The 26,385-nt window shown below is 71.8% G+C and carries 21 protein-coding genes; 13 read left to right on the forward strand and 8 right to left on the reverse strand.

Features of this window, described 5'->3' with window-relative positions:
• Window positions 1-9 precede the first annotated feature (9 nt).
• Both TU30_RS07495 and TU30_RS07500 read right to left on the reverse strand, forming a co-directional pair.
• Window positions 10-564, reverse strand: coding sequence for a methylated-DNA--[protein]-cysteine S-methyltransferase (locus tag TU30_RS07495; RefSeq protein WP_042166168.1), 555 nt, complete (start codon window positions 562-564; stop codon window positions 10-12).
• 54 nt (window positions 565-618) lie between these two features.
• Entirely contained in the window at window positions 619-1,491 is an 873-nt protein-coding gene (locus tag TU30_RS07500; protein ID WP_042166170.1) for a glycerophosphodiester phosphodiesterase family protein, read from the reverse strand.
• A gap of 361 nt (window positions 1,492-1,852) precedes the next feature.
• Here TU30_RS07500 and TU30_RS07505 point away from each other — a divergent pair, with 361 nt between their 5' ends.
• The 7 genes from TU30_RS07505 to aroQ all read left to right on the forward strand — a co-directional run bounded on the left by TU30_RS07505 (window position 1,853) and on the right by aroQ (window position 11,267).
• On the forward strand, window positions 1,853-2,725 hold the full coding sequence (locus tag TU30_RS07505) for an MHYT domain-containing protein (protein ID WP_042166173.1): 873 nt from the start codon (window positions 1,853-1,855) through the stop codon (window positions 2,723-2,725).
• Between the two features lie 52 nt (window positions 2,726-2,777).
• The gene (uvrB, locus tag TU30_RS07510) at window positions 2,778-4,916 is read left to right on the forward strand and encodes an excinuclease ABC subunit UvrB (protein ID WP_042166175.1); all 2,139 of its coding nucleotides are present in this window, start codon (window positions 2,778-2,780) and stop codon (window positions 4,914-4,916) included.
• A 159-nt stretch (window positions 4,917-5,075) separates the two neighbouring features.
• Window positions 5,076-5,654 (forward strand): TerD family protein, encoded by a 579-nt coding sequence (locus tag TU30_RS07515; RefSeq protein WP_042166179.1) that lies wholly within the window; start codon window positions 5,076-5,078, stop codon window positions 5,652-5,654.
• A 115-nt stretch (window positions 5,655-5,769) separates the two neighbouring features.
• A complete protein-coding gene (locus tag TU30_RS07520; protein WP_042166181.1) occupies window positions 5,770-7,776 on the forward strand; it encodes a TerD family protein in 2,007 nt (668 codons plus the stop codon).
• A 343-nt stretch (window positions 7,777-8,119) separates the two neighbouring features.
• Window positions 8,120-9,124 carry a TerC family protein gene (locus TU30_RS07525; RefSeq protein WP_042166184.1) on the forward strand — a complete coding sequence of 335 codons (1,005 nt, stop codon included), beginning with the start codon at window positions 8,120-8,122 and terminating at the stop codon, window positions 9,122-9,124.
• Between the two features lie 381 nt (window positions 9,125-9,505).
• Window positions 9,506-10,618: a calcium:proton antiporter gene (locus TU30_RS07530; protein WP_042166186.1), complete on the forward strand. Its 1,113-nt coding sequence runs from the start codon at window positions 9,506-9,508 to the stop codon at window positions 10,616-10,618.
• A gap of 175 nt (window positions 10,619-10,793) precedes the next feature.
• Window positions 10,794-11,267: a type II 3-dehydroquinate dehydratase gene (aroQ, locus tag TU30_RS07535; RefSeq protein WP_042166189.1), complete on the forward strand. Its 474-nt coding sequence runs from the start codon at window positions 10,794-10,796 to the stop codon at window positions 11,265-11,267.
• A 64-nt stretch (window positions 11,268-11,331) separates the two neighbouring features.
• Here aroQ and TU30_RS07540 read toward each other — a convergent pair whose 3' ends face one another.
• On the reverse strand, window positions 11,332-11,988 hold the full coding sequence (locus TU30_RS07540) for an MBL fold metallo-hydrolase (RefSeq protein WP_042166192.1): 657 nt from the start codon (window positions 11,986-11,988) through the stop codon (window positions 11,332-11,334).
• 10 nt (window positions 11,989-11,998) lie between these two features.
• Entirely contained in the window at window positions 11,999-12,706 is a 708-nt protein-coding gene (locus tag TU30_RS07545; protein WP_042166194.1) for a maleylpyruvate isomerase family mycothiol-dependent enzyme, read from the reverse strand.
• 223 nt (window positions 12,707-12,929) lie between these two features.
• Between TU30_RS07545 and uvrA the strand changes: the two genes are divergently transcribed.
• The gene (gene uvrA, locus TU30_RS07550; protein WP_042166195.1) at window positions 12,930-15,851 is read left to right on the forward strand and encodes an excinuclease ABC subunit UvrA; all 2,922 of its coding nucleotides are present in this window, start codon (window positions 12,930-12,932) and stop codon (window positions 15,849-15,851) included.
• 216 nt (window positions 15,852-16,067) lie between these two features.
• Here uvrA and TU30_RS07555 read toward each other — a convergent pair whose 3' ends face one another.
• On the reverse strand, window positions 16,068-16,976 hold the full coding sequence (locus TU30_RS07555) for a carbohydrate kinase (protein ID WP_042166197.1): 909 nt from the start codon (window positions 16,974-16,976) through the stop codon (window positions 16,068-16,070).
• Window positions 16,973-18,028 (reverse strand): LacI family DNA-binding transcriptional regulator, encoded by a 1,056-nt coding sequence (locus tag TU30_RS07560; RefSeq protein ID WP_042166199.1) that lies wholly within the window; start codon window positions 18,026-18,028, stop codon window positions 16,973-16,975. The genes TU30_RS07555 and TU30_RS07560 overlap by 4 nt, the downstream gene beginning before the upstream one ends.
• A 234-nt stretch (window positions 18,029-18,262) precedes the next feature.
• Here TU30_RS07560 and TU30_RS07565 point away from each other — a divergent pair, with 234 nt between their 5' ends.
• Window positions 18,263-18,682: a Rieske (2Fe-2S) protein gene (locus tag TU30_RS07565; protein WP_042166619.1), complete on the forward strand. Its 420-nt coding sequence runs from the start codon at window positions 18,263-18,265 to the stop codon at window positions 18,680-18,682.
• A 60-nt stretch (window positions 18,683-18,742) separates the two neighbouring features.
• On the opposite strand, the gene TU30_RS07570 is transcribed toward TU30_RS07565, so the two are convergent.
• Window positions 18,743-19,690, reverse strand: coding sequence for a hypothetical protein (locus tag TU30_RS07570; protein ID WP_042166201.1), 948 nt, complete (start codon window positions 19,688-19,690; stop codon window positions 18,743-18,745).
• A gap of 310 nt (window positions 19,691-20,000) precedes the next feature.
• Window positions 20,001-20,174 (reverse strand): hypothetical protein, encoded by a 174-nt coding sequence (locus tag TU30_RS36445; RefSeq protein WP_176726223.1) that lies wholly within the window; start codon window positions 20,172-20,174, stop codon window positions 20,001-20,003.
• A 175-nt stretch (window positions 20,175-20,349) separates the two neighbouring features.
• Here TU30_RS36445 and uvrC point away from each other — a divergent pair, with 175 nt between their 5' ends.
• The 4 genes from uvrC to whiA are packed head-to-tail and all read left to right on the forward strand — an operon-like array spanning window position 20,350 to window position 25,593.
• Window positions 20,350-22,515, forward strand: a complete 2,166-nt coding sequence (gene uvrC, locus TU30_RS07575) for an excinuclease ABC subunit UvrC (RefSeq protein WP_042166203.1) — start codon at window positions 20,350-20,352, stop codon at window positions 22,513-22,515.
• On the forward strand, window positions 22,512-23,546 hold the full coding sequence (gene rapZ, locus TU30_RS07580; protein ID WP_042166206.1) for an RNase adapter RapZ: 1,035 nt from the start codon (window positions 22,512-22,514) through the stop codon (window positions 23,544-23,546). The genes uvrC and rapZ overlap by 4 nt, the downstream gene beginning before the upstream one ends.
• Window positions 23,543-24,613, forward strand: coding sequence for a uridine diphosphate-N-acetylglucosamine-binding protein YvcK (gene yvcK / locus TU30_RS07585; RefSeq protein WP_042166208.1), 1,071 nt, complete (start codon window positions 23,543-23,545; stop codon window positions 24,611-24,613). The genes rapZ and yvcK overlap by 4 nt, the downstream gene beginning before the upstream one ends.
• The gene (whiA, locus tag TU30_RS07590; RefSeq protein ID WP_042166210.1) at window positions 24,604-25,593 is read left to right on the forward strand and encodes a DNA-binding protein WhiA; all 990 of its coding nucleotides are present in this window, start codon (window positions 24,604-24,606) and stop codon (window positions 25,591-25,593) included. Before yvcK ends, whiA begins: the two co-directional genes overlap by 10 nt.
• Window positions 25,594-26,385 lie beyond the last annotated feature (792 nt).

Raw genomic sequence — 26,385 nt, forward strand, 5'->3', positions numbered from 1 at the left:
GGCCGCCCCTCAGAACAAGGGCTCCGGCAGCACGCCCTCCAGGGCGAGCAGCCGGCGCTTGGTCTCCAGTCCGCCCCCGAACCCGCCGAGGCCGCCGTCGCTCTCCACGACCCGGTGACAGGGCACGACCACCGGCAGGGGGTTCGCGCCCATCGCCGCGCCGACCGCCTGGGCGCCTTCCGGCCGGCCGACCCGGCCGGCCAGGTCGCCGTACCCCACGACCGTGCCGTACGGCACGCCGGAGGCCAGCTCGCGCAGGACCTCCCGGTTGAAGCCGGAGACCAGCGACCAGTCCAGGGGCAGGTCGAAAGCGCGCCGCTCACCCGCGAAGTACGCCTCGAGCTGGCGTACCGCCTCGGTGAGCAGCAAAGAACCGGGCTCCTCGGCGGGCTCGCCGCCGAGCCGGGACGCCAGCCGCTCCAGCGCGCTGTCGCGGACCTCGTCGGTGGCGTGGAACACGACACCGACCAGGCCCTCACGGGTCGCGGCCAGCAGCAGAGGACCGATGCCGGTGCCGACGACGGCCCACACGACCCGCTGCCCGTACTGTCCGTGGCTGTCCATGCACCCCACCGTACGACCCGTCACCGACAACCCCCGGGAAGGGGCGAGGAGGGATCAGCCGCCCACCGCGTCCCGCACCACGTCCGGCTTGTTGCTGATGATCCCGTCGACACCGAACCCGGCGACCCGCCGGGCCGCGGCCGCCTCGTCCACCGTCCAGGTGAGGACCTCCAGAGGCTTGCCGTGCGGTCCCTCGAAGCCCTGGACGGCGGCGACGTAGCCGACGGACAGGGAGGCGTGCGGGGGGTTGATCTGGTCGGCGAAGTCCGCGTACGCGGGCAGGTCCTTCACGGGAGGCGCACCGAGGAGGCCGGTCCTCACCCCGGGCTTCAGCTCGTGCACGGTCCGCACGCTGTCCGCGCTGAAGCTCTGCACGACCAGCCGGTTCTCCAGATGCGCGCGGTCGAGCCACCCCTCGTTGCTCAGGACCTTCAGGGTCTCGCCCTCGATGCCGGGGTACAGCTTGGGGTTCTTGATCTCCAGGAGCAGCTTCCGGCCGTGCCGCTCGACCCTTCGGAGGAACTGCTCCAGCGTCGGCACGCGCGTGCCCGCGAAGGCGGGACCGAACCAGCTGCCCGCGTCGAGCCGGGCGATCTCCGCCGCGGTGAAGTCCTTCACCTTCCAGGGCGACCGGCCGGGGAAGACCTCCTCGACGTCCGTGGTGCGCGCCAGGCTGTCGTCGTGCAGGACGACGAGTTCGCCGTCCCTGGTGCGCTGGACGTCGTTCTCCACCCAGTCGACACCGAGCCCGGCCGCCTTGTCGACGGCGGCGAGAGTGTTTTCAGGTGCGTACCCGGAGGCGCCCCGGTGGGCGACGACCAGGGGGAGCGCGCCCCTGTCGGCGCCGTGCGCGGGGGAGAGGGGAAGCAGGAGGGAGGCGGTTCCCAGAAGTGCGGTGGCCGAGGCGACAACGGTGCGCGTGTGCATGCGTACTCCTCGCGTCGAGCGGTCGGGTCGTCGTCGGGCAGGCGGATCACCGCCGGGCGGGCGGGTGACGTCGGGGCGGTCGGATCACCGTCCTGCGTCGAGGTATCACGGACAGCTCAACTGTGACAGCAGAGAGTCGACCGAGGGTGGGCGCAGGGTGACCGCAGATTGAACAGGCTTGCCCAACTGCGCACACTGATGCCGCACAAGTGAGGCAAGGACGTGTTTCTTTGCCCGATGGTCGTTCAACCATTCCGGTGAGGTCATACTCTCTGCGTCAACCCTGACCGCCGACGCGGTCCTGGGAGGGGGTTCACAACCGGGAATTCCGGGACGCAAAGGGCGGGAAGGGCAGCCGCGCATGCAGAGCACAGTCGACGGATTCAGTTACGGTCTGGTCACACCGGTGGTGGCCTTCCTCATGGCCTGCCTCGGTGGCGCCCTGGGGCTCAGATGCGCCACCCGGCCGCTCGTCGTCGCCGGGTCGTGGCGCCCCGGCTGGCTCGCCCTGGGCTCGGCGGCCATCGGATCCGGCATATGGACGATGCACTTCATCGCGATGATGGGTTTCACGATCGAGAGCACGCCGATCCACTACGACCGTGTGATGACGTTCGCCAGCCTCGCCGTGGCCGTCGTCATGGTGGGGGTCGGGATCTTCATCGTCGGCTACCGGGGTGCCACCGGAACGGCCCTGTTCACCGGCGGCACCATCACCGGTCTCGGCATCGCCTCCATGCACTACCTGGGCATGGCCAGCATGAGCCTCGACGGACAGCTGGCGTACGACACCCCCACCGTCGCCGCGTCCGTCGCCATCGCCATGGCCGCCGCGACCGCCGCCCTGTGGGCGGCCGCGCAGACCAGGGGTTTCCTGTGGAGCGTGGGCGCGAGCCTCGTCATGGGCCTCGCGGTCACCGGCATGCACTACACCGGCATGGCCGCCCTGGAGATCCACGTCCACGGGACGGCCGATCCCACCGCGGGAGAATCCGCAGCCGCCCTGCTCGCGCCCATGATGCTCGGCCCGCTCGCCCTCCTGGTCCTGGCCGGCATCGTGGTGATCTTCGACCCGTTGATGATCACGGGGCGGCCCGGCCCCGTGCCCGCCGAACACAAGCCCGGCATCCCCGCCCACCCCCGGCACCACTCCTCCCCGACGCGCCCCACGCGCCTGCGACTGCGCGCCCGCGGCCCGGTCGAGCACCGCACCCGCGCCCCGCAGAACCGCTGACCGTAACCCGCCACGGGTATCGATGTCAGTGGGGGGTCGTACGGTGGGTGGCATGCGGCCCGTTTCCCAGATCGAACGCACGGTGGCGCCCTTCGAGGTCGTCAGCCCCTACCAGCCCAGCGGCGACCAGCCGACGGCCATCGCCGATCTCGCCCGGCGCATCGAAGCCGGCGAGAAGGACGTCGTCCTCCTGGGGGCGACCGGTACCGGCAAGTCCGCCACCACCGCGTGGATGATCGAAAAACTCCAGCGCCCCACCCTGGTCATGGCGCCGAACAAGACCCTGGCCGCCCAGCTGGCCAACGAGTTCCGCGAGCTGCTGCCGAACAACGCGGTCGAATACTTCGTCTCGTACTACGACTACTACCAGCCCGAGGCGTACGTCCCGCAGTCGGACACCTACATCGAGAAGGACTCCTCGATCAACGAGGAGGTCGAGCGGCTGCGCCACTCCGCGACCAACTCGCTGCTCACCCGCCGTGACGTCGTCGTGGTGGCCTCCGTCTCCTGCATCTACGGTCTCGGCACCCCGCAGGAGTACGTGGACCGCATGGTGCCGCTCCGCGTCGGCGAGGAGTTCGACCGGGACGAGCTGCTGCGCCGCTTCGTGGACATCCAGTACGCGCGCAACGACCTGGCCTTCGCCCGGGGCACCTTCCGCGTCCGCGGCGACACCATCGAGATCTTCCCGGTCTACGAGGAGCTCGCCGTCCGCATCGAGATGTTCGGCGACGAGATCGAGGCGCTCTCCACGCTCCACCCGGTCACCGGCGAGATCATCAGCGACGACCAGCAGCTGTACGTCTTCCCGGCCTCCCACTACGTCGCCGGCCCCGAACGCATGGAGCGGGCCGTGGGCGACATCGAGAAGGAGCTCACCGGCCGCCTCGCCGAGCTGGAGAAGCAGGGCAAGCTCCTGGAGGCCCAGCGCCTGCGGATGCGCACCACCTACGACCTCGAGATGCTCCGCCAGATCGGCAGCTGCTCCGGCGTCGAGAACTACTCGATGCACTTCGACGGCCGCCTGCCCGGCTCCCCGCCGAACACCCTGATGGACTACTTCCCCGACGACTTCCTCCTGGTCATCGACGAGTCGCACGTCACCGTGCCCCAGATCGGCGCCATGTACGAGGGCGACGCGTCCCGCAAGCGCACCCTCGTCGACCACGGCTTCCGGCTCCCCTCCGCCCTGGACAACCGCCCGCTGAAGTGGGAGGAGTTCCAGGAGCGCATCGGCCAGGCCGTGTACCTGTCGGCCACCCCCGGCCAGTACGAACTCTCCCGCTCGGACGGCGTCGTCGAGCAGATCATCCGCCCCACCGGCCTGGTCGACCCGGAGGTCGTGGTCAAGCCCACCGAGGGCCAGATCGACGACCTGGTGCACGAGATCCGCTCGCGGGTCGAGAAGGACGAGCGCGTCCTGGTGACCACGCTCACCAAGAAGATGGCCGAGGACCTCACCGACTACTTCCTCGAACTCGGCATCCAGGTCCGCTACCTCCACAGCGACGTCGACACCCTGCGCCGCGTCGAGCTGCTCCGGGAGCTGCGCAGCGGCGAGTACGACGTCCTCGTCGGCATCAACCTGCTGCGTGAGGGCCTCGACCTGCCCGAGGTTTCCCTGGTGGCGATCCTCGACGCCGACAAGGAGGGCTTCCTGCGCTCGGGCACCTCCCTGATCCAGACCATCGGCCGCGCGGCGCGCAACGTCTCCGGCCAGGTCCACATGTACGCGGACAAGATCACCCCGGCGATGGAGAAGGCCATCGACGAGACCAACCGCCGCCGGGAGAAGCAGGTCGCCTACAACCGGGCGAAGGGCATCGACCCCCAGCCGCTCCGCAAGAAGATCAACGACATCGTCTCCCAGATCGCCCGCGAGGACATCGACACCGAGCAGCTGCTGGGCTCCGGCTACCGCCAGACCAAGAAGGACGGTGGCGGGGCCAAGGCCCCCGTGCCCGCGCTCGGCACCAGGGCGGGCACGGGCGCGAAGGGCAGGACCAAGGGCGCCGATCCGGTGCCCACCGACCGGCCCGCGGCGGAGCTCGCCGAACAGATCGAGGAGCTCACCGCGCGGATGCGGGCCGCCGCCGCCGACCTGCAGTTCGAGATCGCGGCCCGGCTGCGCGACGAGGTGTCCGAGATGAAGAAGGAGTTGCGGCAGATGCGGGAGGCGGGCCTGTCCTGACGGCGCCGCGTTCCGGTGCGGTGCCCGTCCGGCACGGGCTGTGTTGCAAGACCGACACAAAGCGCGGACCGGGGTGCGTCACTGTCAGTGCTCCTGCGTAGGGTTCTGGACATCCGCGGTGTCGCGGCAACAGGGGAAGTCCGAGAGGGGAATCAGCGCGTGACCGTCAACATGACCAAGGGTCAGGCCATCAGCCTGCAGAAGAACGACGGCGGCAGCCTGACTGCGGTCCGTATGGGTCTCGGCTGGCAGGCCGCCCCCCGCCGCGGCCTGTTCGGCTCGCGTACCCGGGAGATCGACCTGGACGCCTCCGCCGTCCTGTTCGCGGACAAGCAGCCGGTCGACGTCGTCTTCTTCCGCCACCTGGTGAGCGACGACGGCTCCGTGCGCCACACCGGCGACAACCTCGTCGGCGGCGTCGGCCAGGGCGGCGACGACGAGGCCATTCTCGTCGACCTGTCCCGTGTCCCGGTCCACATCGACCAGATCGTCTTCACCGTGAACTCCTTCACGGGCCAGACCTTCCAGGAGGTGCAGAACGCGTTCTGCCGTCTCGTCGACGAGACCAACGGCGAGGAGCTCGCCCGCTACACCCTGGCCGGCGGCGGCGCCTACACGGCGCAGTTGATGGCGAAGGTGCACCGCTCGGGCACGGGCTGGACGATGACCGCCCTCGGCAACCCGGCCAACGGCCGCACCTTCCAGGACCTGATGCCCGCGATCCTGCCGGTGCTCTGAGCGTCACAAGCGGCGCCCGGACCACCGCTTGTGACGCGGCGGGCAGCACGTCACGAGCGGTACGTCACGAACGACGGAACACGAGTGACACACGCGACACGGGGGGACGAGGGCGATGACGGCTGAGCTGGTGCGGGGGCAGAACCACCCGCTCTCCCAGTCCCGTCTCGAGATCCGGGTCTCGGCCGGCACGCCGGTCGTGACCGTGGCCGCGCTCGGCGACGAGGACGGCAGGATCCACGGGGTGGAGTGGGTGGCCCACCCGGGCTCGCCCACCCGGCCCGGCCTGGAGGTGTCGCGGCAGGCCGCGGCCGACCACCGGCTCGCGGTGGACCTGGACGCCCTGGCCGACGCGGTCCACCGCGTCGGCGTGCTGCTCGCCCTGCCCGCCCCCGCGGGCCAGGGCCCCACCCGCTTCGGCACCGTCGCCGCACCCTTCGTCGCGGTCACCGGGCTGGACGGCACCGAAGTGGCCAGCTACACCATCACCGGCCTGGAAGCCGAGACGGCCGTCGTCGCCCTGGAGCTCTACCGGCGCCAGGGCGTCTGGAAGGTGCGCGCGGTCGGTCAGGGATACGCCGGCGGCCTGGCCGAGCTCCTCACCGACCAGGCCCTGCCCCAGGCGCGGCAGCTCGCGGGCAGCATCGACCAAGCGGTCGCCCGGGGCCTGGCCCGCTCCGTGCAGGCGCCCCCGCCCCGCCCTTCCGAAGACGACCGTTCCCGCCGGGCGGCCACTCCGGCCCACCACCCCGACCAGGGCGGCGGCACCGCACCCCAGGGCACCCCCGGCCCCGTGCCGCCCGCGTACGGCGGGCAGCCGGCCGGACCACCGGGCCGGGGCGGAGCGCGGCCGGCCCACCCCGGAGGAGCGGTGGACCCGTCCCCGGCGACCGCCGGCGGCCCCATCGACTACAGCCATCCCCGCCGGCGGAGTGCCGCGCCGCCTCCTCCCCCGCCGACCGCGCCCCCGGCCCCTCCGGGACAGCCCGCGCAGCCCGTCGCAGGCGACGCGACCGGCTGGTCCATGGAGGAGCGCCTCTACAACCAGGTCTGGGGCATGTTCGAGGACCTGGCCCGCACCACCGCCGCCTACCGCAGTGCCGTCGACTTCGCCGAGTCCCGCATGGACAAGGAGCTGGAGCAGGTCCTGTCCGACCCGCGCAACCGGATCGGCGGCCAGGGCGACGCGGCACGCGAGGCGGCCGGGGCCCGGCAGGCCGAGCTCGTCGACCGGGCGAGGGAGGCCCTCGACCGCGACCTCGCCCAGCTCGTCGCCGAGGCCGAGGTCGTCGAACCCGCCCTGCCCGCGGCCTACGCACGCTGGGACAACCCCGTCTGGCACGCCTACCGGGTACCGATGGAGATTCCCATGGCGCTGCGCCTGGGCGACCTCCGGCTGCCCGAGGCCGACCGGATCCGCATCCCGATGCTGCTCCGGCTGCCGCTGGAGCGCGGCCTGTGGATCGACAGCGGCCGGACCGACGCCCTGGACGAGTCGTTCACCGACGCCCACGCCATGCGGCGTCTCGCCATGGAGGCGGCGGTGGCACACGCGGCACGCCTGCTCGCCGTCCACCCGGCGGGCGAGTTCACCGTGCACGTCGTCGACCCGGCCGGGTCGGGCGCGCAGCCGCTGGTTCCGCTGACGCGCAGCGGTGTGCTGGCGGCCCCGCCCGCCCAGGGCGCCGCGGGCGTCGCGGATGTCCTGGGCCGGCTCACCCAGCGCGTCGACCTGGTGCAGATGGCGCTGCGCGGCTCGGCGGCCGACTCGCTGCCGCCCGGCTTCGACACCTCCCAGCAACTGCTGATCGTCAACGACTTCCCGCACGGTTTCGACGACCGTGCCGTGAACCAGCTGCGCTACCTCGCCGACGAGGGCCCGGCCTCCGGCGTCCACCTGATGATGGTCGCCGACCGGGAGGAGGCCTCCGGATACGGCCCGCTGCTCGATCCCCTGTGGCGCTCCCTGCTGCGGCTGACCCCGGTGGCCGACAGCCATCTGGCCGACCCGTGGGTCGGACACGCCTGGACGTACGAACCCCCGCTCGTGCCGCCGGGCAGCCAGGTTCTCCAGCAGGTGCTCACCCGGGTCGCCGAGGCCCGACGGGCATGGCGCCCCTGACCGGGAACCCGGGACCGAGGACCCGTGATCGTGCGTCCGTAGTCGCCGCGATGGCGTCCCATCTCTTGGACCCTGTCCCCGCGCGACCACATCCCACCTGCGGCTTTGGTGATTCCTTTACCTCGCTCTTTACCAAACCTTGGTGATGGGGGTATGGTTTTGCGCACGGAGGGGAGTACTCCCTGTCTGTGCGGCGACCCCGTCAATACGGATCAGGCCTGATCCCGGGGCGTCGGCCCATGGGTTTGTCCGGTGCTGTCGAGCACCGGAGGGCCCGGGTGGAAGAGACCTCCGGCAGCAATGACGCTGACATTTTCCGTGAGACGTATCTGCCGGAGGCGCAGTGGAAGTTACCTCGACCCTTTGGGTCCTGACCGTCGTGGGCCTTCTCGCCCTCGTTTCGATCGACTTCTTCATCGGGCGCAAGCCGCACGACGTTTCCATCAAGGAAGCGGGCATCTGGACCGTTGTCTGGATCGCCCTGGCCGTCCTCTTCGGGCTCGGCCTGCTGGTCTTCGGCGGGGGGCAGCCCGCAGGCGAGTTCTTCGCCGGCTACATCACCGAAAAGTCGCTGAGCGTCGACAACCTGTTCGTCTTCGTCCTGATCATGGCGAAGTTCGCGGTGCCGTCGCAGTACCAGCAGAGGGTGCTGCTCATCGGTGTGCTCATCGCCCTGGTCCTGCGGGCGATCTTCATCGCCGCGGGTGCCGCGATCATCGCCAGCTTCTCGTGGGTCTTCTACATCTTCGGTGCCTTCCTGATCTACACGGCCTGGAAGCTCGTCCAGGAGGCCCGCTCCGACGAGGAGGACGAGGAGTTCGAGGAGAACAAGCTCCTCAAGGCTGCCGAGCGCAGGTTCGGCGTGGCCGACCGGTACCACGGCACCAAGCTGTGGATCGAGCAGAACGGCAAGCGGGTCATGACCCCGATGCTGGTCGTGATGCTCGCCATCGGCACCACGGACGTGCTCTTCGCGCTCGACTCGATCCCCGCGATCTTCGGTCTGACCCAGGACCCGTACATCGTGTTCACCGCGAACGCGTTCGCCCTCATGGGTCTGCGGCAGCTGTACTTCCTCATCGGCGGTCTGCTGCGGAAGCTGGTCCACCTGTCCTACGGCCTGTCGATCATTCTCGGCTTCATCGGTGTGAAGCTGGTGCTGCACGCACTGCACGAGTCCGGGGTGCACGTTCCCGAGATCAGCATCCCGGTGTCGCTGGGCGTGATCTGTGGTGTCCTGATCGTCACCACGATCACCAGCCTCAGGGCCTCCCGGAAGCAGGCGCCGAAGGACCGGGCCGAGGAGGACCGGGCCGAGGGCACCGACAAGGACAGCATCGACGTCTGACCCGGCGTCCGACCCGTCCGGGAACGGGCAGGAGATGTCCGGGAGCGGGGCGCGGCAGGCAGTCGCGCACCGCTCCCGGCACCTGCCTGTCTCGTGCCGGACCTGGAAAGAACGACCCGCCGAGGGACGCGGCCACGCCCACCGCCGCCCGCGGACGACCGTCCCCCTGCCGGCAGAGGAGATCATGCGCGACGACCACGACCACAACCTCGGAGCGACAGGGACGATGCGAGCGATCGGGTTCGCCGGGCGTCGGCGGGACCGGTCGCACGGCCGGGCACCCGCACGGAGCGGGGACCTTGGAGCGACCCACCGGGTGATTCACTCCTCAGGGCGCCGAGCGAGGGAACTGCGCGGTCCCTCCAGGTCCGAGGGCTCCGCATGACCGCGTGGATCAGAACACTCGCGGGCCGGTGGACGACCGCGGTACCCGCCCTCGCGGTGGTTCTCCTGGCTCTGACCTGGGGAAGCAAGCTGTCCGGCGCGGTCATCGCCGTGGCGGTCGTGGTGCTGGCGGCAGCCGTGCTGGCCGCGGTGCACCATGCGGAGGTGGTGGCCCACCGGGTCGGCGAACCCTTCGGGTCACTGGTCCTCGCGGTCGCCGTCACGATCATCGAGGTCGCACTGATCGTCACCCTGATGATCGACGGAGGGCCCGACACCGCGTCCCTGGCCAGGGACACCGTCTTCGCGGCCGTGATGGTCACCTGCAACGGCATCCTCGGTGTGAGTCTGCTGGTCGGTTCGCTGCGGCACGGCACGGCCACCTTCAATCCGGAAGGCGCCGGCGCCGCGCTCGCCACGGTGGCCACGCTGGCGACCCTCACCCTGGTGCTGCCGACGTTCACCACCAGCAAGCCGGGCCCGGAATTCTCCGGGGTACAGCTCACCTTCGCCGCGGTCACCTCGCTGATCCTCTACGGCCTGTTCGTCGCGACACAGACCGTCCGGCACCGCGACTACTTCCTGCCCGTGGTCAAGCCCGGCAAGCCCAGACCGGCCGTGGCCCCGGAGGACGAGCACGCGGCCGCACCCTCCAGCCGCACCGCCCTGACCAGCCTCGGGCTGCTCGGCCTGGCCCTGGTGGGGGTGGTCGGCCTGGCCAAAGGCGTCTCACCCGCCATCGAGTCCGGTGTCAAGTCGGCCGGGCTGCCCCACGCCGTCGTCGGTGTGATCATCGCGCTGCTGGTCCTGCTGCCCGAGACCATCGCCGCCGTGCGCGCCGCGCGGCGCAACCGGGTGCAGACCAGTGTGAATCTCGCGCTCGGCTCGGCGATGGCCAGCATCGGCCTGACCATCCCCGCGGTCGCGACAGCCTCCCTCTGGCTCTCCGGCCCGCTCGTCCTGGGCCTCGGCAACACCCATATGGTGCTGCTCGCCCTGACCGTGGTCGTCGGTGCCCTGACCGTGCGCCCCGGCCGGGCCACGCCGCTCCAGGGCGGGGTGCACCTGGTGATCCTCGCGGCCTATCTCGAACTGGCGATCAACCCGTAGCGCCGGATTCGGGAACCGCCTCCGGGCGGGGCGTGGCCGCGCAGCCCCCACGCGCCGACGCACCCCCGCCCGGAGGCGGTTCCCCCGGCACAGCGGGACCGGGGCGACCGTCGGCGGGGCGTGATAGACCTCGTCCCGACCTTTTCCGATCTTTTCCGAACGGACCGGAGGAACTGTGCACCGCAGCCTGGCCGATGCCCCGATCATGATTCTCAACGGCCCCAATCTGAACCTGCTCGGGCAGCGTCAGCCGAAGATCTACGGCTCCGAGACGCTCGCCGACGTGGAGGCCCTGTGCGTCGAGGCGGCAGGCGCGCACGGAGGCACGGTGGACCTGCGGCAGTCCAACCACGAGGGCGAGCTGGTGGACTGGATCCACGAGGCGCGGCTGAACCACAGCGGCATCGTGATCAATCCCGGTGCCTACTCGCACACCTCCGTGGCCATCCTGGACGCCCTCAACGCCTGTGACGGCCTGCCCGTGGTGGAGGTCCACATCTCCAACATCCACCGGCGCGAGTCCTTCCGGCACCACTCCTACGTCTCGCTGCGGGCCGACGGGGTCATCGCGGGCTGCGGGGTCCAGGGGTACGTGTTCGCGGTGGAGCGGATCGCGGCGCTGGCCGGCACCGGACGGGCACCGGCGTGAGCCCCGCCCCGAAGGACGGGGGCTCACCCGAACCGGCGCCTGCGCCGTGTCGCCCGGCGGCCGCTCACCAGCCCCGTGCGCGCCACCGGGGCAGCTGCGGGCGCTCGGCGCCCAGCGTGGTGTCGTCGCCGTGCCCGGGATAGACCCAGGTCTCGTCGGGGAGCACGTCGAAGATCTTCGTCTCGACGTCATGGAGCAGCCGGGCGAACGCCTCCGGGTCCTTGTGGGTGTTGCCCACACCGCTCGGGAACAGGCAGTCCCCGGTGAAGAGATGGGGATGTCCGTGCGGATCGTTGTACACGAGGGCGATCGAGCCGGGTGTGTGGCCGACGAGATGGCGCGCGGTGAGTTCCACGTGTCCGACCCGGACCGTGTCGCCGTCGTCGACCAGGACGTCCGTCGGCACCGGGATGCCCTCGGCGTCGTCCCGGCCCGCGTGGGTGCGGGCCCCGGTGGCCGCCACCACCCGCTCGAGCGCCTGCCAGTGGTCGCCGTGCCGGTGCGTGGTGACGACGGAGGCGATGCCGTCGTCACCGATCGTGCCCAGCAGGGTGTCCGCGTCGTTGGCCGCGTCGATCAGCAGCTGCTCGTCGGTGGCCCGGCAACGCAGCAGATAGGCGTTGTTGTCCATGGGGCCGACGGCGACCTTGGTGATCATCAGGTCCTTGAGTTCGTGCACGTCGGCCGCCCCGCCGACCGTCACACGCCCGCTGTACGTCATGGCTGCCAGCCTATAGCGGGGGGAGGGCGGGCAGGGTGCCGGACGTCACCGTCAGCCCCGAGCCGTCGCGGCGCCCGGCGAGCCAGCCGAGCAGAGCCGCGGCCGGCCCCCCGACCTCGACCGGCCCCCCGACCTCGACCGGGTCGCCGGCCGCCCCGCCCCCGGTGGTCCAGGTCCGGCCGCCGGCGGTGGTCAGACGGGTCGTGGGCACGTCCCGGTGGCCGTCGAACCGCGCGGCCAGGAAACCGATCTCCCGCTCGGTGAACTCCGCCGGAAGGTCCTCCAGCTCGTAGCCGACATCGAGGTCCACGTGGTGCAGTTCCACCTCGGCCCAGCGTCGGAACGGCACCCGGGCCGCCCGGTCCGTGACACCGCCGCGCAGTTCCACGGTGCGCGACCAGTCCGCCGGTGCCGCGCCCACCCGCTGGACGCGGGCCGCCGTCTCCCGCAGGTCCGCGAGCTGCACGTCGAGGGGGCGCGCGGCGTCCCGCTCGATGTCGGCCTCCCGCGCGGCGCCGGAGACGTACATGGGACGCCCCTCCAGAACGTTCACCAGGGCGTCCGCGTTGCGCGCGAGGTGGGCCAGCACGTGTCCGCGGGTCCAGCCCGGAAGCCGTGACGCCTTCGTCACAGCGGCGTTGTCCAGTGTGCCGACCGCGAGGAGCAGCCGCTCGGTTGCGTCGTGTACGGACGCCAGGTCATGGACGTGATCAATCATGGAGCCGACCCTAGTCCCGCCACACCTTCGGGTGAAGGTGGCGAGAGGAGACCGTGAATCGAATGCGCGTGCTATAAGCTCGGACGCGGCGTCGGGCATGCTGGAGAGCCGGGGACTGTTGTCAACCCGTGAATCCGACCGGCGTTGTCAGTGGCTCGCCCTAGTGTGAGAAAGCACGGGGGTCCCGCCCCTGTCACTTCTCTCAAGAAAGGTGCGGACCGGCGTGGCCGACCGTCTCATCGTCCGTGGAGCCCGCGAGCACAACCTCAAGAACGTCTCGCTCGACCTCCCGCGCGACTCGCTCATCGTCTTCACGGGCCTGTCGGGGTCGGGCAAGTCCTCGCTGGCCTTCGACACGATCTTCGCCGAGGGACAGCGGCGCTACGTGGAGTCGCTCTCCTCGTACGCCCGGCAGTTCCTCGGCCAGATGGACAAGCCCGACGTCGACTTCATCGAGGGCCTGTCCCCGGCCGTCTCCATCGACCAGAAGTCGACCTCGCGCAACCCGCGCTCCACGGTCGGCACCATCACCGAGGTCTACGACTACCTGCGGCTGCTCTTCGCCCGCATCGGCAAGCCGCACTGCCCCCAGTGCTCCCGGCCCATCTCGCGCCAGTCGCCGCAGGCCATCGTCGACCGGGTGCTGGAGCTGCCGGAGGGCAGCCGCTTCCAGGTGCTGTCGCCGCTGGTGCGGGAGCGCAAGGGGGAGTTCGCCGACCTCTTCGCCGAGCTCCAGACCAAGGGCTACTCCCGCGCGCGGGTGGACGGCGAGACCGTCCAGCTGTCCGACCCGCCCGCGCTGAAGAAGCAGGAGAAGCACACCATCGAGGTGGTCGTGGACCGCCTCACGGTGAAGGACACCGCCAAGCGCCGCCTCACCGACTCCGTCGAGACCGCGCTCGGCCTGTCCGGCGGCATGGTCGTGCTCGACTTCGTCGACCTCCCGGAGGACGACCCCGAGCGCGAGCGCATGTTCTCCGAGCACCTGTACTGCCCCTACGACGACCTCTCCTTCGAGGAGCTGGAGCCCCGCTCCTTCTCCTTCAACTCGCCCTTCGGCGCCTGCCCCGAATGCGGAGGCATCGGCACGCGCATGGAGGTCGACGCGGAGCTGATCGTCCCCGACCCGGACAAGAGCCTCGACGAGGGCGCCATCCACCCCTGGTCGCACGGGCACACCAAGGACTACTTCGCCCGGCTGATCGGCGCCCTCGCCGACGCGCTCGGCTTCCGCACCGACATCCCCTTCGCCGGTCTGCCGCAGCGCGCCAAGAAGGCCCTGCTGAACGGCCACAAGACTCAGGTCGAGGTCCGCTACCGCAACCGGTACGGGCGCGAGCGCCGGTACACGACGGCCTTCGAGGGGGCCGTTCCCTTCGTCAAGCGCCGGCACAGCGAGGCCGAGAGCGACGCCAGCCGCGAGCGCTTCGAGGGGTACATGCGCGAGGTCGCCTGCGCCTCCTGCGCGGGCACCCGTCTCAAGCCCATCGTCCTCGCCGTCACGGTGATGGGGAAGTCGATCGCCGACATCTCGGCCATGTCCATCAGCGAGTGCGCGGACTTCCTGGGCGAGCTCAAGCTCTCCGCCCGCGACAAGAAGATCGCCGAGCGGGTGCTGAAGGAGGTCAACGAGCGGCTGCGGTTCCTGGTCGACGTGGGCCTCGACTACCTCTCGCTGAACCGCGCGGCGGGCACCCTCTCCGGCGGTGAGGCCCAGCGCATCCGCCTGGCCACCCAGATCGGCTCCGGCCTCGTCGGCGTCCTCTACGTCCTCGACGAGCCCTCCATCGGCCTGCACCAGCGCGACAACCACCGGCTGATCGAGACACTGGTCAGGCTCCGCGACATGGGCAACACGCTCATCGTCGTCGAACACGACGAGGACACCATCAAGGTCGCCGACTGGATCGTCGACATCGGTCCCGGCGCCGGTGAGCACGGCGGCAAGGTCGTGCACAGCGGGGCCCTGAAGGAACTGCTCGAGAACACCGAGTCACAGACCGGGCAGTACCTGTCCGGCCGGAAGGCGATCCCGCTGCCGGACGTCCGCCGCCCGCTCGACCCGTCGCGCCGGCTCACGGTGCACGGAGCCCGCGAGAACAACCTGCGGGACATCGAGGTCTCCTTCCCCCTCGGCGTGTTCACGGCGGTCACCGGCGTCTCGGGCTCCGGCAAGTCCACGCTGGTCAACGACATCCTGTACACCCACCTGGCCCGCGAGCTGAACGGCGCCCGCAACGTCCCCGGCCGGCACACGCGCGTGGACGGCGACGACCTCGTCGACAAGGTCGTGCACGTCGACCAGTCGCCCATCGGCCGCACCCCGCGATCCAACCCGGCGACGTACACCGGCGTCTTCGACCACGTCCGCAAGCTGTTCGCCGAGACGACGGAGGCGAAGGTCCGCGGCTACATGCCCGGCCGGTTCTCCTTCAACGTCAAGGGGGGCCGCTGCGAGAACTGCTCGGGCGACGGCACCATCAAGATCGAGATGAACTTCCTCCCGGACGTCTACGTCCCGTGCGAGGTCTGCCACGGCGCCCGCTACAACCGGGAGACCCTGGAGGTCCACTACAAGGGCAAGTCCATCGCCGACGTCCTGAACATGCCGATCGAGGAGGCCATGCACTTCTTCGAGGCCGTCCCGGCGATCTCCCGCCACATGAAGACCCTCCACGACGTCGGTCTCGGGTACGTCCGACTCGGCCAGGCGGCCACGACCCTGTCCGGCGGCGAGGCCCAGCGGGTGAAGCTCGCGAGCGAGCTGCAGCGGCGCTCCACCGGCCGCACGGTCTACGTCCTGGACGAGCCGACCACCGGACTGCACTTCGAGGACATCAGCAAACTGCTGACCGTCCTGTCCGGCCTGGTCGACAAGGGCAACACGGTCATCGTCATCGAGCACAACCTCGATGTGATCAAGACCGCGGACTGGGTCGTCGACATGGGACCCGAGGGCGGTTCCGGCGGTGGCCTGGTCGTCGCGGAGGGCACGCCCGAGCAGGTGGCCGGGGTTCCGGCCAGCCACACCGGCAAGTTCCTGCGGGAGATTCTTGAGCCGGAGAAGATCAGTGATGCCGCACGCCCTGTGAAGGCACCGGTGAAGAAGGCTGCCGGCCGACGGAAGGCGGCAGCCAAGCGGTAGGGGCAGGCGGCTGGGGGACCTGGCGCGTCCCCGCGAGGGCGGGGACGCGCACGCTCGGCGCCAAGCACCTCCCGGAGGAACGGACCGTCCCCGCTCCGGCGGGGGAACCCGGCTCGCCTGCCGTCGGGTCAACGAGTGACGTGGGGTGAAGCCACGGTGTCCTCCACGCACCTGCCCGTTGGCCCCCGACCGGCAGCGAAACCGGCGGGGCGGCCGTCAAACGGCTACCTCACGCGCGTACGGAGGCTCCGCGCCCGCGCGCGAGCAGGTGACCGCCGCCGCGCGCGCCGCGAAACCGAGCAGCTCCCGCCAGCCGTCCGCGCCCAGCTCGGCCGCCCCCTGCTCGCTGAGTGCGTCCCGGGCCGCCAGACCGTGCAGCAGCGCCGCGTTGACGGTGTCACCCGCGCCGATCGTGTCCACCACCTCGACCCGCTCACCCGGCACGGTGTACTCGCCGCCCTCCCGCGTGAACACGGTCAGCCCGTCACCGCCCCGGGTGACCACGACCGCCGCCGGACCGGCCGCCAGCCACCGCGCGGGGGTGCCACCGAGCCAGCGGGCGTCCTCCTCGGACAGCTTCAGCAGCGACACCGACGGCAGCCAGCTCAGGAACCGGCTCCGGTAGGCGTCGGGGTCCGGGATCAGCCCCGGCCGGATGTTGGGATCCAGTGCCGTGAACACGCCCCGCGCGTGGGCGGTGCGCATCAGCTCCTCGTACGCGGTCGCCCCCGGCTCCAGTACCAGGGAGCAGGTGCCGAACGACACCGCGCGGGTCCCGGCCGGCAACGCGTCCGGCGCCGCGAAGAGCCGGTCCGCCGTCCCCTCCACGTAGAAGGAGTAGACCGCCGAGCCGTCCGCCGAGACCGTGGCGACGGCGAGCGTCGTGGGCTCGTCACCGCGCTGCACCGACGACACCGCCACGCCGGTCTCGCGCAGCCGGTCCAGCAGCGCCTCACCGAAGGCGTCGCGGGACACCCGGGAGCAGAAGGTGACGGGGGAGCCGAGACGGCCCAGTGCCACCGCCGTGTTGTAGGGGCCGCCACCGAGCGCCGGCGTCAACGCCGTGAGCGCGCCCGCGCCCTGCGGTACCAGGTCGATCAGTGCCTCACCGGCTACGACGATCACGAGGGGTCCCTTTCTCGGGTTCCGTGGACGGCTGCCGGGTCCGGGCAGCCGCAGGACGTGCGGTGCACGAAGGCGCAGGAGAGCCGCTCGGTCCGCGCGGGCCGGTCCGGCGCGGCCAGGCGGTCCAGGAGCACCTGGACGGCACGGGCGCCGATCTCCTTGCCGGGCTGGGCGATCGCGGTGAGCCGGGGGGAGAACAGGTCCGCCCAGGCGAAGTCGTCGAAGCAGCACAGCGCGATGTCCCCGGGCACGGAGAGACCGTGGGAGCGCAGGGCGCGCAGCGCGCCGATGGTCATGGCGTTGTTCCCGGTGACCACCGCGGTCGGGGGAGCGCCGAGGGAGAGCAGGTCACCGGTGGCCCGTTCGGCGCCCGCCGACTCGGAGTCGCCGTGCACCAGGAGCCGCTCGTCGAACGGCAGCCCCGCCCCCGCCAGGCCGTGCCGGTAGCCGGTGATCCGCTCGGCGGTGGTGCTGAACCCCGGCCGCCCGGCGACCAGGGCGATCCGGCGGTGACCGAGCCGGGCGAGGTGTGCGACCAGCAGGGCCGTCGGCTCGGTGTTCTCGGCGCAGACCTGGTCGAAGCGCGGGCCGCCCTCCCCGAAGTCCCCGACCACCCGGTCCAGGAACACGGCCGGCACCTGATGGCGTCCGAGGTAGGCGAGCAGCTCGCGCGGCTGCGCGGACGGTGCGACGACCACGCCCTCCACCCGGCGCTCGTGCAGCAGCTGCACCACCTTGCGCTCGTGCTCGGGGTCGTCGTGCGGATCGGCGATGAGCAGGCTGTAGCCGTACTCCAGGGCGGCCGCCTCGACCCCCTGGAGGATCTCGGTGAAGTACGGGTTGCTGATCGCCGACACCGCGAGCCCGATCGAACGGGTACGGGAGGTCACCAGCGAGCGGGCCAGCGTGTTCGGGGTGTAGCCGAGTTCCTCGACGGCGTTCAGGACCGCCTGTCGGGTGCGCGGGAGCACCGGACGTGTGCCGTTCAGGACGTGCGAGACGGTCGCGACCGAGACCCCGGCGCACCGCGCCACGTCCGTCATGGTCGCCATCGCCCACTCCCTTCGTGCTCCCGGCCGGTGCGGATGCCCCGTCGTGGCTCCGTGACGGGGAAAGCTATCCCATCCGACGGCGGACGTAAACGCTTGCGCAAACGTTTACGTCGCTCGGGTACGTCCGGTCCCGGCCGGTCTCTTCCCGCCGTCCCCACCCGCTCCCCACGCGGCAAGCGGAAGGGGCACCCCCGGTATGGTCGCCCGTACCGCCGCCCGACCCGTGGAGTTCCCCTGTCCGGCCGGTCCGCCGCGAGCCGTCGTACCGTCCTGAGGGGGATGGCCCTCACTCCTGTGGCCGGACTCGGCCTCACCGCCTGCGGGGGAGGCGAGGAGAGGCCCTCGCTGCCGACCGGGCCCGTCGAGCTCGGCGCGGAGAGCGAGGTCGCCCCGGGGAGCAGCAAGCTGTTCTGGGACCACAACATCGCGGTCAGCCGGGACGAGGACGGCTCCTTCACGGGGTACAGCACCCTCTGCACGCACGCGAGCTGCCCCATCAACCGGCTGAAGGGGACGAAGCTGATCTGCCCCTGTCACGGCAGCGAGTTCGACGCCACCACCGGCAGGGTGCTGCGCGAGCCGGCGGTGGCACCACTGACACCGCTCTCCGGCGAGGCCCGCAACGGCACGATCGTCGCGAAGCCGCGGACCTGAGCCGCGGACCTGAGCCGCCGGTCCGGGTCGCGAGGCCGGGCCCGGCCCGGAGCCGGGGGTTCAGCCCCAGTCCCAGTCGATCCCCACGTATCCCGTTCGCACGCGCGGTTCGACCAGGTGCACCGAACGGTGCCGGGCGCTGACCGCCAGCTCCTGACGGCCGCCGCGCGGTGCCGCCGCGGAGTGCTGGGTGAACCGGTGGCAGCGCGCCGGGAGGGCCCCGGCGTCGAAGCAGACCTGGAGCGCGTACTGGCCGCCGGGGGAGTCCGTCCCGTGCACGTACTCGCACGAGACACCGGCCGTGCCGTCCTCCACGGCGTACCGGAAGAGGAACGTGTCACCGGCCCGCAGCCGTGTGTCGAAGAGCAGCTCGGCCGCGAGCAGGCCGGTGTCCTGCTGCCGGCGGACGCGGCCGGTACGGCAGTTCTCCAGGGCGTGCACGGTCATCCGGGCCGGTGCGGCACCGGGGTCGCCGTGGTGGACGGCCACGAAGCGGTCGATGCCGTCCCGGTGGGCGCGCACGATGTGGTGGGACTCACGCTCCGCCAGCTCCCGGTGCTCCCCGATCCGCACCCGCTCATGGTGGCCCAGGGTCTGCAGCCCGCTGTCCCGGGTGGCGCCGAGCTCGGCCAGCAGCCTCGTCAGGACGCCCGAGGCCTCGACCAGTGAGCGGTAGGAACGGCCCCCGGGGCGACCGTCCGGGGCCTGCTCGTCGGACTCGGCGAGCAGACGGATCAGCGACTCCTCCGGCAGCTCCAGGATCTCCTCCAGCGCCCGTACGGCCCGCAGCGACTCGGCGCGCTGCGGGCGGCGGGCGCCCTGTTGCCAGTAACTGAGGCTGGTGACACCCACCTTCACGCCGTGGCGCGACAGATGGTGCTGCACCCGCTGCAGCGGCAGGCCGCGGGCTGCTATCGCGGCCCGCAGGGCGACATGGAAGGGGCCGCCGTGCAGGGCCGAGTCCAGTTCCGCGGTGGTGGTGTCCGTGTGCGGTGTGGCGTGCGGCATGCAGGGGCCTTTCTCTGATGTCCACAACGGCTGGTCAGGCCGTTCGCTCTGCACACCCCGGGGCACTCCCCCGTCGGCGCGGAGGGGTCCTCACATCCGTACGCCGCCGTTCAGGGTCCCCGAGTTCCCCCGCATTGAAGCGTGTTGACCAATTCCCGACAACACCTGATGCCCAACATGTGGGCACCGCGCGGCGCCCACATGCGGTGCGCAGACGTCAGGGGCCGTGCCGGCCCGACGGCCGGCACGGCCCCTGACACCCCGCCGGGGAGGATTCCCGCGACTTCTCCGGGGCTTCCCCGCGCCTTCCCTACGACCGGCCTGCCGCGCCGTGGCCGTCCTTCGGACGCGGACCCAGGCGCTTGGCGCGCACGATGTCGGGGTCGCGTGGGTCGAGGGAGTCGAGGAGGGCGGCCGTCTCGTCCGCGTACCGGCGGGCGCGGGCGGCCGGCCGTCGTGTTTTCTCGATCCGTGTCTGTCGCATTGTCCGACCAGCCCTCCGACTCGTGACCGCGTCCGCATCCTGCTGGCATCCCGCCCGAGGGGCCGGACCCCCCACCTTCCCGTTTCCCACCGGTCATAACCCTTCCGGAGCGGTGCCCGGCCCGTGGCCGCACGGCCCCGCCGCCGTGTCGGTGCCCGCCAGTAGGGTGTGAGACATGGCCGACCCCTCCAGCTACCGCCCCAAACCGGGCGAGATCCCCGACTCGCCGGGGGTCTACCGTTTTCGCGACGAGCACCGCCGGGTGATCTACGTCGGAAAGGCGAAGAGCCTGCGCCAGCGCCTGGCGAGCTACTTCCAGGACCTCGCCGGGCTCCATCCGCGCACCCGTACCATGGTCACCACGGCCGCCTCCGTGGAGTGGACGGTGGTGTCCACGGAGGTCGAGGCGCTCCAGCTGGAGTATTCCTGGATCAAGGAGTACGACCCCCGGTTCAACGTCAAGTACCGCGACGACAAGAGCTACCCCTACCTCGCGGTGACGATGAACGAGGAGTTCCCGCGCGTGCAGGTGATGCGCGGTCACAAGAAGAAGGGCGTCCGGTACTTCGGCCCGTACGGGCACGCGTGGGCGATCCGCGACACCGTGGACCTGCTGCTGCGGGTGTTCCCGGTGCGTACCTGCTCGGCCGGTGTCTTCAAGAACGCCGCCCGTACCGGCCGTCCCTGCCTGCTCGGCTACATCGGCAAGTGCTCGGCGCCCTGCGTGGACCGCGTCTCCGCCGAGGACCACCGTGAACTCGCCGAGGAGTTCTGCGACTTCATGGCCGGCCGCACCGGCACCTATGTGCGCCGCCTGGAGCAGCGGATGACCGAGGCGGCCGAGGAGATGGAGTACGAGCGGGCCGCCCGCCTGCGCGACGACATCGGGGCCCTGAGGAAGGCCATGGAGAAGAGCGCGGTGGTGCTCGCCGATGCCACCGACGCCGACCTGGTCGCGGTCGCCGAGGACGAGCTGGAGGCGGCCGTCCAGATCTTCCACGTGCGCGGCGGACGCGTGCGCGGCCAGCGCGGCTGGGTCACCGACAAGGTGGAGGAGATCACCACCGGTGCCCTGGTGGAGCACGCCCTGCAGCAGCTGTACGGCGAGGAGACCGGCGACGCCGTCCCGAGGGAGGTCCTGGTCCCCGCGCTGCCCGACCCGGTGGAGCCCGTCCAGCAGTGGCTCACCGGGCGTCGGGGCTCGGGAGTCTCCCTGCGGGTCCCGCAGCGCGGGGACAAGCGGGCCCTGATGGAGACCGTGGAGCGCAACGCCCAGCAGGCCCTCGTCCTGCACAAGACCAAGCGCGCCTCCGACCTGACCACGCGCTCGCGCGCGCTGGAGGAGATCGCCGACGCCCTGGGCCTGGACAGCGCCCCGCTGCGGATCGAGTGCTACGACATCTCGCACCTCCAGGGCGACGACGTCGTGGCCTCCATGGTCGTCTTCGAGGACGGACTGGCCCGCAAGAGCGAGTACCGACGCTTCCAGATCAAGAGCTTCGCCGGCCAGGACGACGTCCGGTCCATGCACGAGGTGATCACCCGCCGCTTCCGGCGCTATCTCGCCGACAAGGAGCGCACCGGCGAGTGGAGCGGGGGTACGGAACCCGACGGCGGGCAGCCCGTGGACGGCACGACCGTCGGAACCGCCGCGGAGGCCGGGGCCACCGGTGGCTCCGCCCTGCCGTCCGCGGACACGCTCACCGAGGAAGACGGCCGCCCCAAGCGCTTCGCGTACCCGCCCCAGCTGGTCGTCGTCGACGGCGGCGCCCCCCAGGTCGCGGCGGCCCGCCGGGCCCTGGAAGAGCTGGGCATCGACGACATCGCGGTGTGCGGCCTCGCCAAGCGGCTGGAGGAGGTGTGGCTGCCGGACGACGACGACCCCGTGGTGCTGCCCCGCAGCAGTGAGGGCCTCTACCTGCTCCAGCGTGTCCGGGACGAGGCCCACCGCTTCGCCATCGGCTATCAGCGTGTCAAGCGGGCCAAACGCTTCCGGTCCGGTCCGCTGGACGACGTGCCCGGCCTCGGAGAGGCCCGCAAGCAGGCGCTGATCAAGCACTTCGGCTCGGTGAGGAAGCTGCGCGCGGCGACCGTCGAACAGATCTGCGACGTGCCCGGTGTGGGCCGCAGGACGGCCGAGGCGATCACCGCCGCCCTCGCCGGGGCGGTCCCCGCCGGTCCCGCCGTCAACACGGCGACGGGCGAGATCATGGATGACATGGTGGGCACGGATGACACGGACGGTATGGACGAGGTGGAGGAACCCGGGAAGGCCGGGGGTCCTCCCGGGGAGCCCGTGTCCACGGGCACCCCGGACGATCGACGGGGGCTGGAGACATGACCGAGCACGAGACAGGCCAGGACACCGGTCGGGATGGGGACCGGGACACGGGCGCGAGCCGGGGCGGTGCCCGGGACACCGCCCCCGGGACACGGCAGGGCGACGGCGACGGAACAGGTGACGGAGCACAGGTGAGTACGGGCAAGGAAACGGCCGGGGCCCCCGAAGCGGCGATCCCCGAGCTGGTGATCATCTCCGGCATGTCCGGAGCCGGCCGCTCCACGGCCGCGAAGTGTCTGGAGGACCTGGGCTGGTTCGTCGTCGACAACCTCCCGCCCGCCCTGATCCCCACCATGGTGGAACTCGGCGCTCGCTCCCAGGGGAACGTGGCCCGGATCGCGGTCGTCGTCGACGTCCGCGGCCGGCGCTTCTTCGACAACCTCCGCGAATCCCTCGCCGACCTCGACCACCGGGGCGTCACCCGGCGGACCGTCTTCCTGGAGTCCTCCGAGGAAGCCCTGGTGCGCCGCTTCGAGTCGGTACGCCGCCCGCACCCCCTCCAGGGCGACGGCCGCATCGTCGACGGCATCACCGCCGAGCGCGAACTGCTGCGCGAACTGCGCGGCGACGCCGACCTGGTGATCGACACCTCCAGCCTCAACGTGCACGAACTGCGCGCCAAGATGGACGCCCAGTTCGCCGGCGACGAGGAGCCCGAGCTGCGGGCCACCGTGATGTCCTTCGGCTTCAAGTACGGCCTCCCGGTCGACGCCGACCTGGTCGTGGACATGCGGTTCCTGCCCAACCCGCACTGGGTCCCGGAACTGCGCGCCTTCACCGGCCGCAACGAGGAGGTGGCGGCGTACGTCTTCAACCAGCCCGGCGCCAAGGAGTTCCTCGACCGGTACGCCGAGCTGCTGCGGCTGATCGCCGCGGGCTACCGCCGCGAGGGCAAGCGCTACGTGACCATCGCCGTCGGCTGCACCGGCGGCAAGCACCGCTCGGTCGCCATGTCGGAGAAGCTCGCCGCCCGACTCGCCGCGGAGGGTGTGGAGACGGTGGTCGTCCACCGGGACATGGGACGGGAATGACCGCACGTACTCCGCGGCTGCACCGGCTGCGCCGGGTGATGCCCGAAGGGCGCGCCGCCGGACGGCAGACCGGGGCCCGCGGTGCCAGGCCGCGGCGCCGCGGCGCCCAGCCCAAGGTGGTCGCCCTCGGCGGCGGCATGGGACTGTCCGCCTCGCTCGCCGCGCTGCGCCGGATCACCGGCGACCTCACCGCCGTCGTCACCGTGGCCGACGACGGCGGCTCCAGCGGGCGGCTGCGCGACGAACTGGGTGTGCTGCCGCCCGGCGACCTGCGCAAGGCGCTGGCCGCGCTGTGCGGCGACGACGACTGGGGCCAGACCTGGGCCCGGGTCATCCAGCACCGCTTCCAGTCCAGGGGCGAGCTGCACGAGCACGCGGTCGGCAATCTGCTGATCGTCGCCCTGTGGGAGCAGCTCGGCGACCACGTCCAGGCCCTGGACCTGGTGGGCCGGCTGCTCGGCGCGCACGGGCGGGTACTGCCCATGTCGGCCGTACCACTGGAACTCCAGGCGCTGGTGAAGGGCCACGACCCCGAGCGTCCCGAGGCCGTGGACACCGTCCGCGGCCAGGCGACCGTCGCCCTCACCCCCGGTGAGGTGCAGTCCGTGCACCTCGTGCCGAACGACCCGCCCGCCGTCCCCGAGGCGGTCGAGGCGGTCCTCGACGCCGACTGGGTGGTGCTCGGCCCCGGCTCCTGGTTCTCCTCGGTCATCCCGCACCTCCTGGTGCCGGAGCTGCTGGACGCGCTCATCCGGACCAAGGCGCGCCGGGTGCTCTCCCTGAACCTCGCCCCGCAGCCCGGAGAAACCGAGGGCTTCTCCCCGCAGCGTCATGTGGAGGTTTTGGGACGACACGCCCCTAAACTCGCCCTGGACGTGGTGCTGGCCGACGAGGCCGCCGTGCCCGACCGCGACCTGCTGGCCGACGCCGCCGAGCGGCTCGGCGCCGCGGTCGAGCTGGCGCCGGTGGCCCGGCCCGACGGAAGCCCCCGGCACGACCCGGAGCTGTTGGCCGCCGCGTACGACCGTATTTTCCGGATGCATGGAAGGATCGGCCCATGGCGATGACGGCAGCGGTGAAGGACGAGGTTTCCCGGCTCCCCGTCACCCGGACCTGCTGCAGGAAGGCGGAGGTCTCCGCCGTTCTGCGGTTCGCCGGCGGCCTTCACCTGGTGAGCGGGCGCATCGTGATCGAGGCGGAGCTGGACACGGCGATGGCCGCCCGCCGCCTCAAGCGGGACATCCTGGAGATCTTCGGCCACAGCTCCGAACTGATCGTGATGGCACCGGGCGGACTGCGCCGCGGCTCGCGCTACGTCGTCCGGGTGGTCGCGGGCGGCGATCAGCTGGCCCGCCAGACCGGCCTGGTGGACGGCCGGGGCCGTCCGATCCGAGGGCTGCCCCCCCAGGTGGTCTCGGGGGCCACCTGCGACGCCGAGGCGGCCTGGCGCGGGGCGTTCCTCGCGCACGGCTCCCTCACCGAACCGGGCCGCTCCTGCTCCCTGGAGGTGACCTGCCCCGGCCCGGAGGCCGCGCTCGCCCTCGTCGGCGCCGCCCGCCGCCTGCACATCCCCTCCAAGGCCCGCGAGGTGCGCGGCGTGGACCGGGTCGTCGTCCGTGACGGCGACGCCATCGGTGCGCTGCTCACCCGGCTGGGCGCGCACGACTCGGTGCTGGCCTGGGAGGAGCGCCGGATGCGCCGCGAGGTGCGGGCCACGGCGAACCGGCTGGCCAACTTCGACGACGCCAACCTGCGCCGCTCGGCCCGCGCGGCCGTCGCCGCCGGAGCCCGGGTGCAGCGTGCCCTGGAGATCCTCGCCGACGACGTCCCCGAGCACCTCGCCGCGGCCGGGCGGCTGCGCATGGAGCACAAGCAGGCCTCGCTGGAGGAACTGGGCGCGCTCGCCGACCCGCCGCTGACCAAGGACGCCGTGGCCGGCCGGATCCGCCGGCTGCTCGCGATGGCCGACAAGCGCGCCGGCGACCTCGGCATCCCGGGCACGGAGGCCGGCATCGGCGAGGAACTCGTCGACAACCTCGTCGGCTAGGACCTGTGGCGGAAGGGGCGTCGTCGCCCGGAGGGCGGCCGCGCGGCGTCATGCAGGGGCCCTGCTCGAGCGAAGCCGAGAGCTCGGGGAAGCGTGCTCCCGGCGTGCCGCCCGGAAGCCCTCGTACCGGGCGTACCCGGGCCTCCGGGCGGTGCGGCGGGGGCGCGTGCCGGGCGTCGCGCGGTACGCGCCCCTTCCGCCGCAGGCTCCAGGACCTGTCCGTCGGGTCGGACCGGAGACGACCGGTGGTGTCCGTCCGGCCGGGGCACTCCTGCTCGAAGAGTTCGGGGGCGCGTGCCGGGCCCCGCGTCTCCGGCACGGTCGCCGGACACGTCCTGACGTCCTCGCCGCCGGATTCCCCCGCCGTGCGGTACCTCCGGCGGGACCGCCGCCGCACGTGTCCGCCGCCGGCGTGCCGTCCGGGAGAGCCCCTTGTGCCGGCTGCGTGCACGCGTGTGCAGGAGTGGTCCGCGAGGGCTGCGGGGCGGGGCCGGTGCCGTGCCGCCGGGCGACGGACAGGGCCTTGTCGTGGCGGGTGGCGTGCCCCGGCCGGACACGCCGGATGTTCTCCGCCGCCCCGCCGGCCCGTACGCCCCGGTATGCCCTCGGCGGGCCGAGGGCTCCGCCGGGAGAGGCCGACGGCCGGGGGCGGCCGCCGACGGTCCAACTCCGCAGCGGGCCACGGGGCGTAGGGCCTGCGGCCCGGGCCGGGCCGCCCTTCGTGACGGAGCCGCACGGGGTCCCCCGACCTGGGCGGTCCGCACCCTACTGGCGGGTAAGGGGCGGCCTGCC

This window comes from Streptomyces sp. NBRC 110035 (assembly GCF_000829695.1).
Classification (GTDB): domain Bacteria; phylum Actinomycetota; class Actinomycetes; order Streptomycetales; family Streptomycetaceae; genus Streptomyces.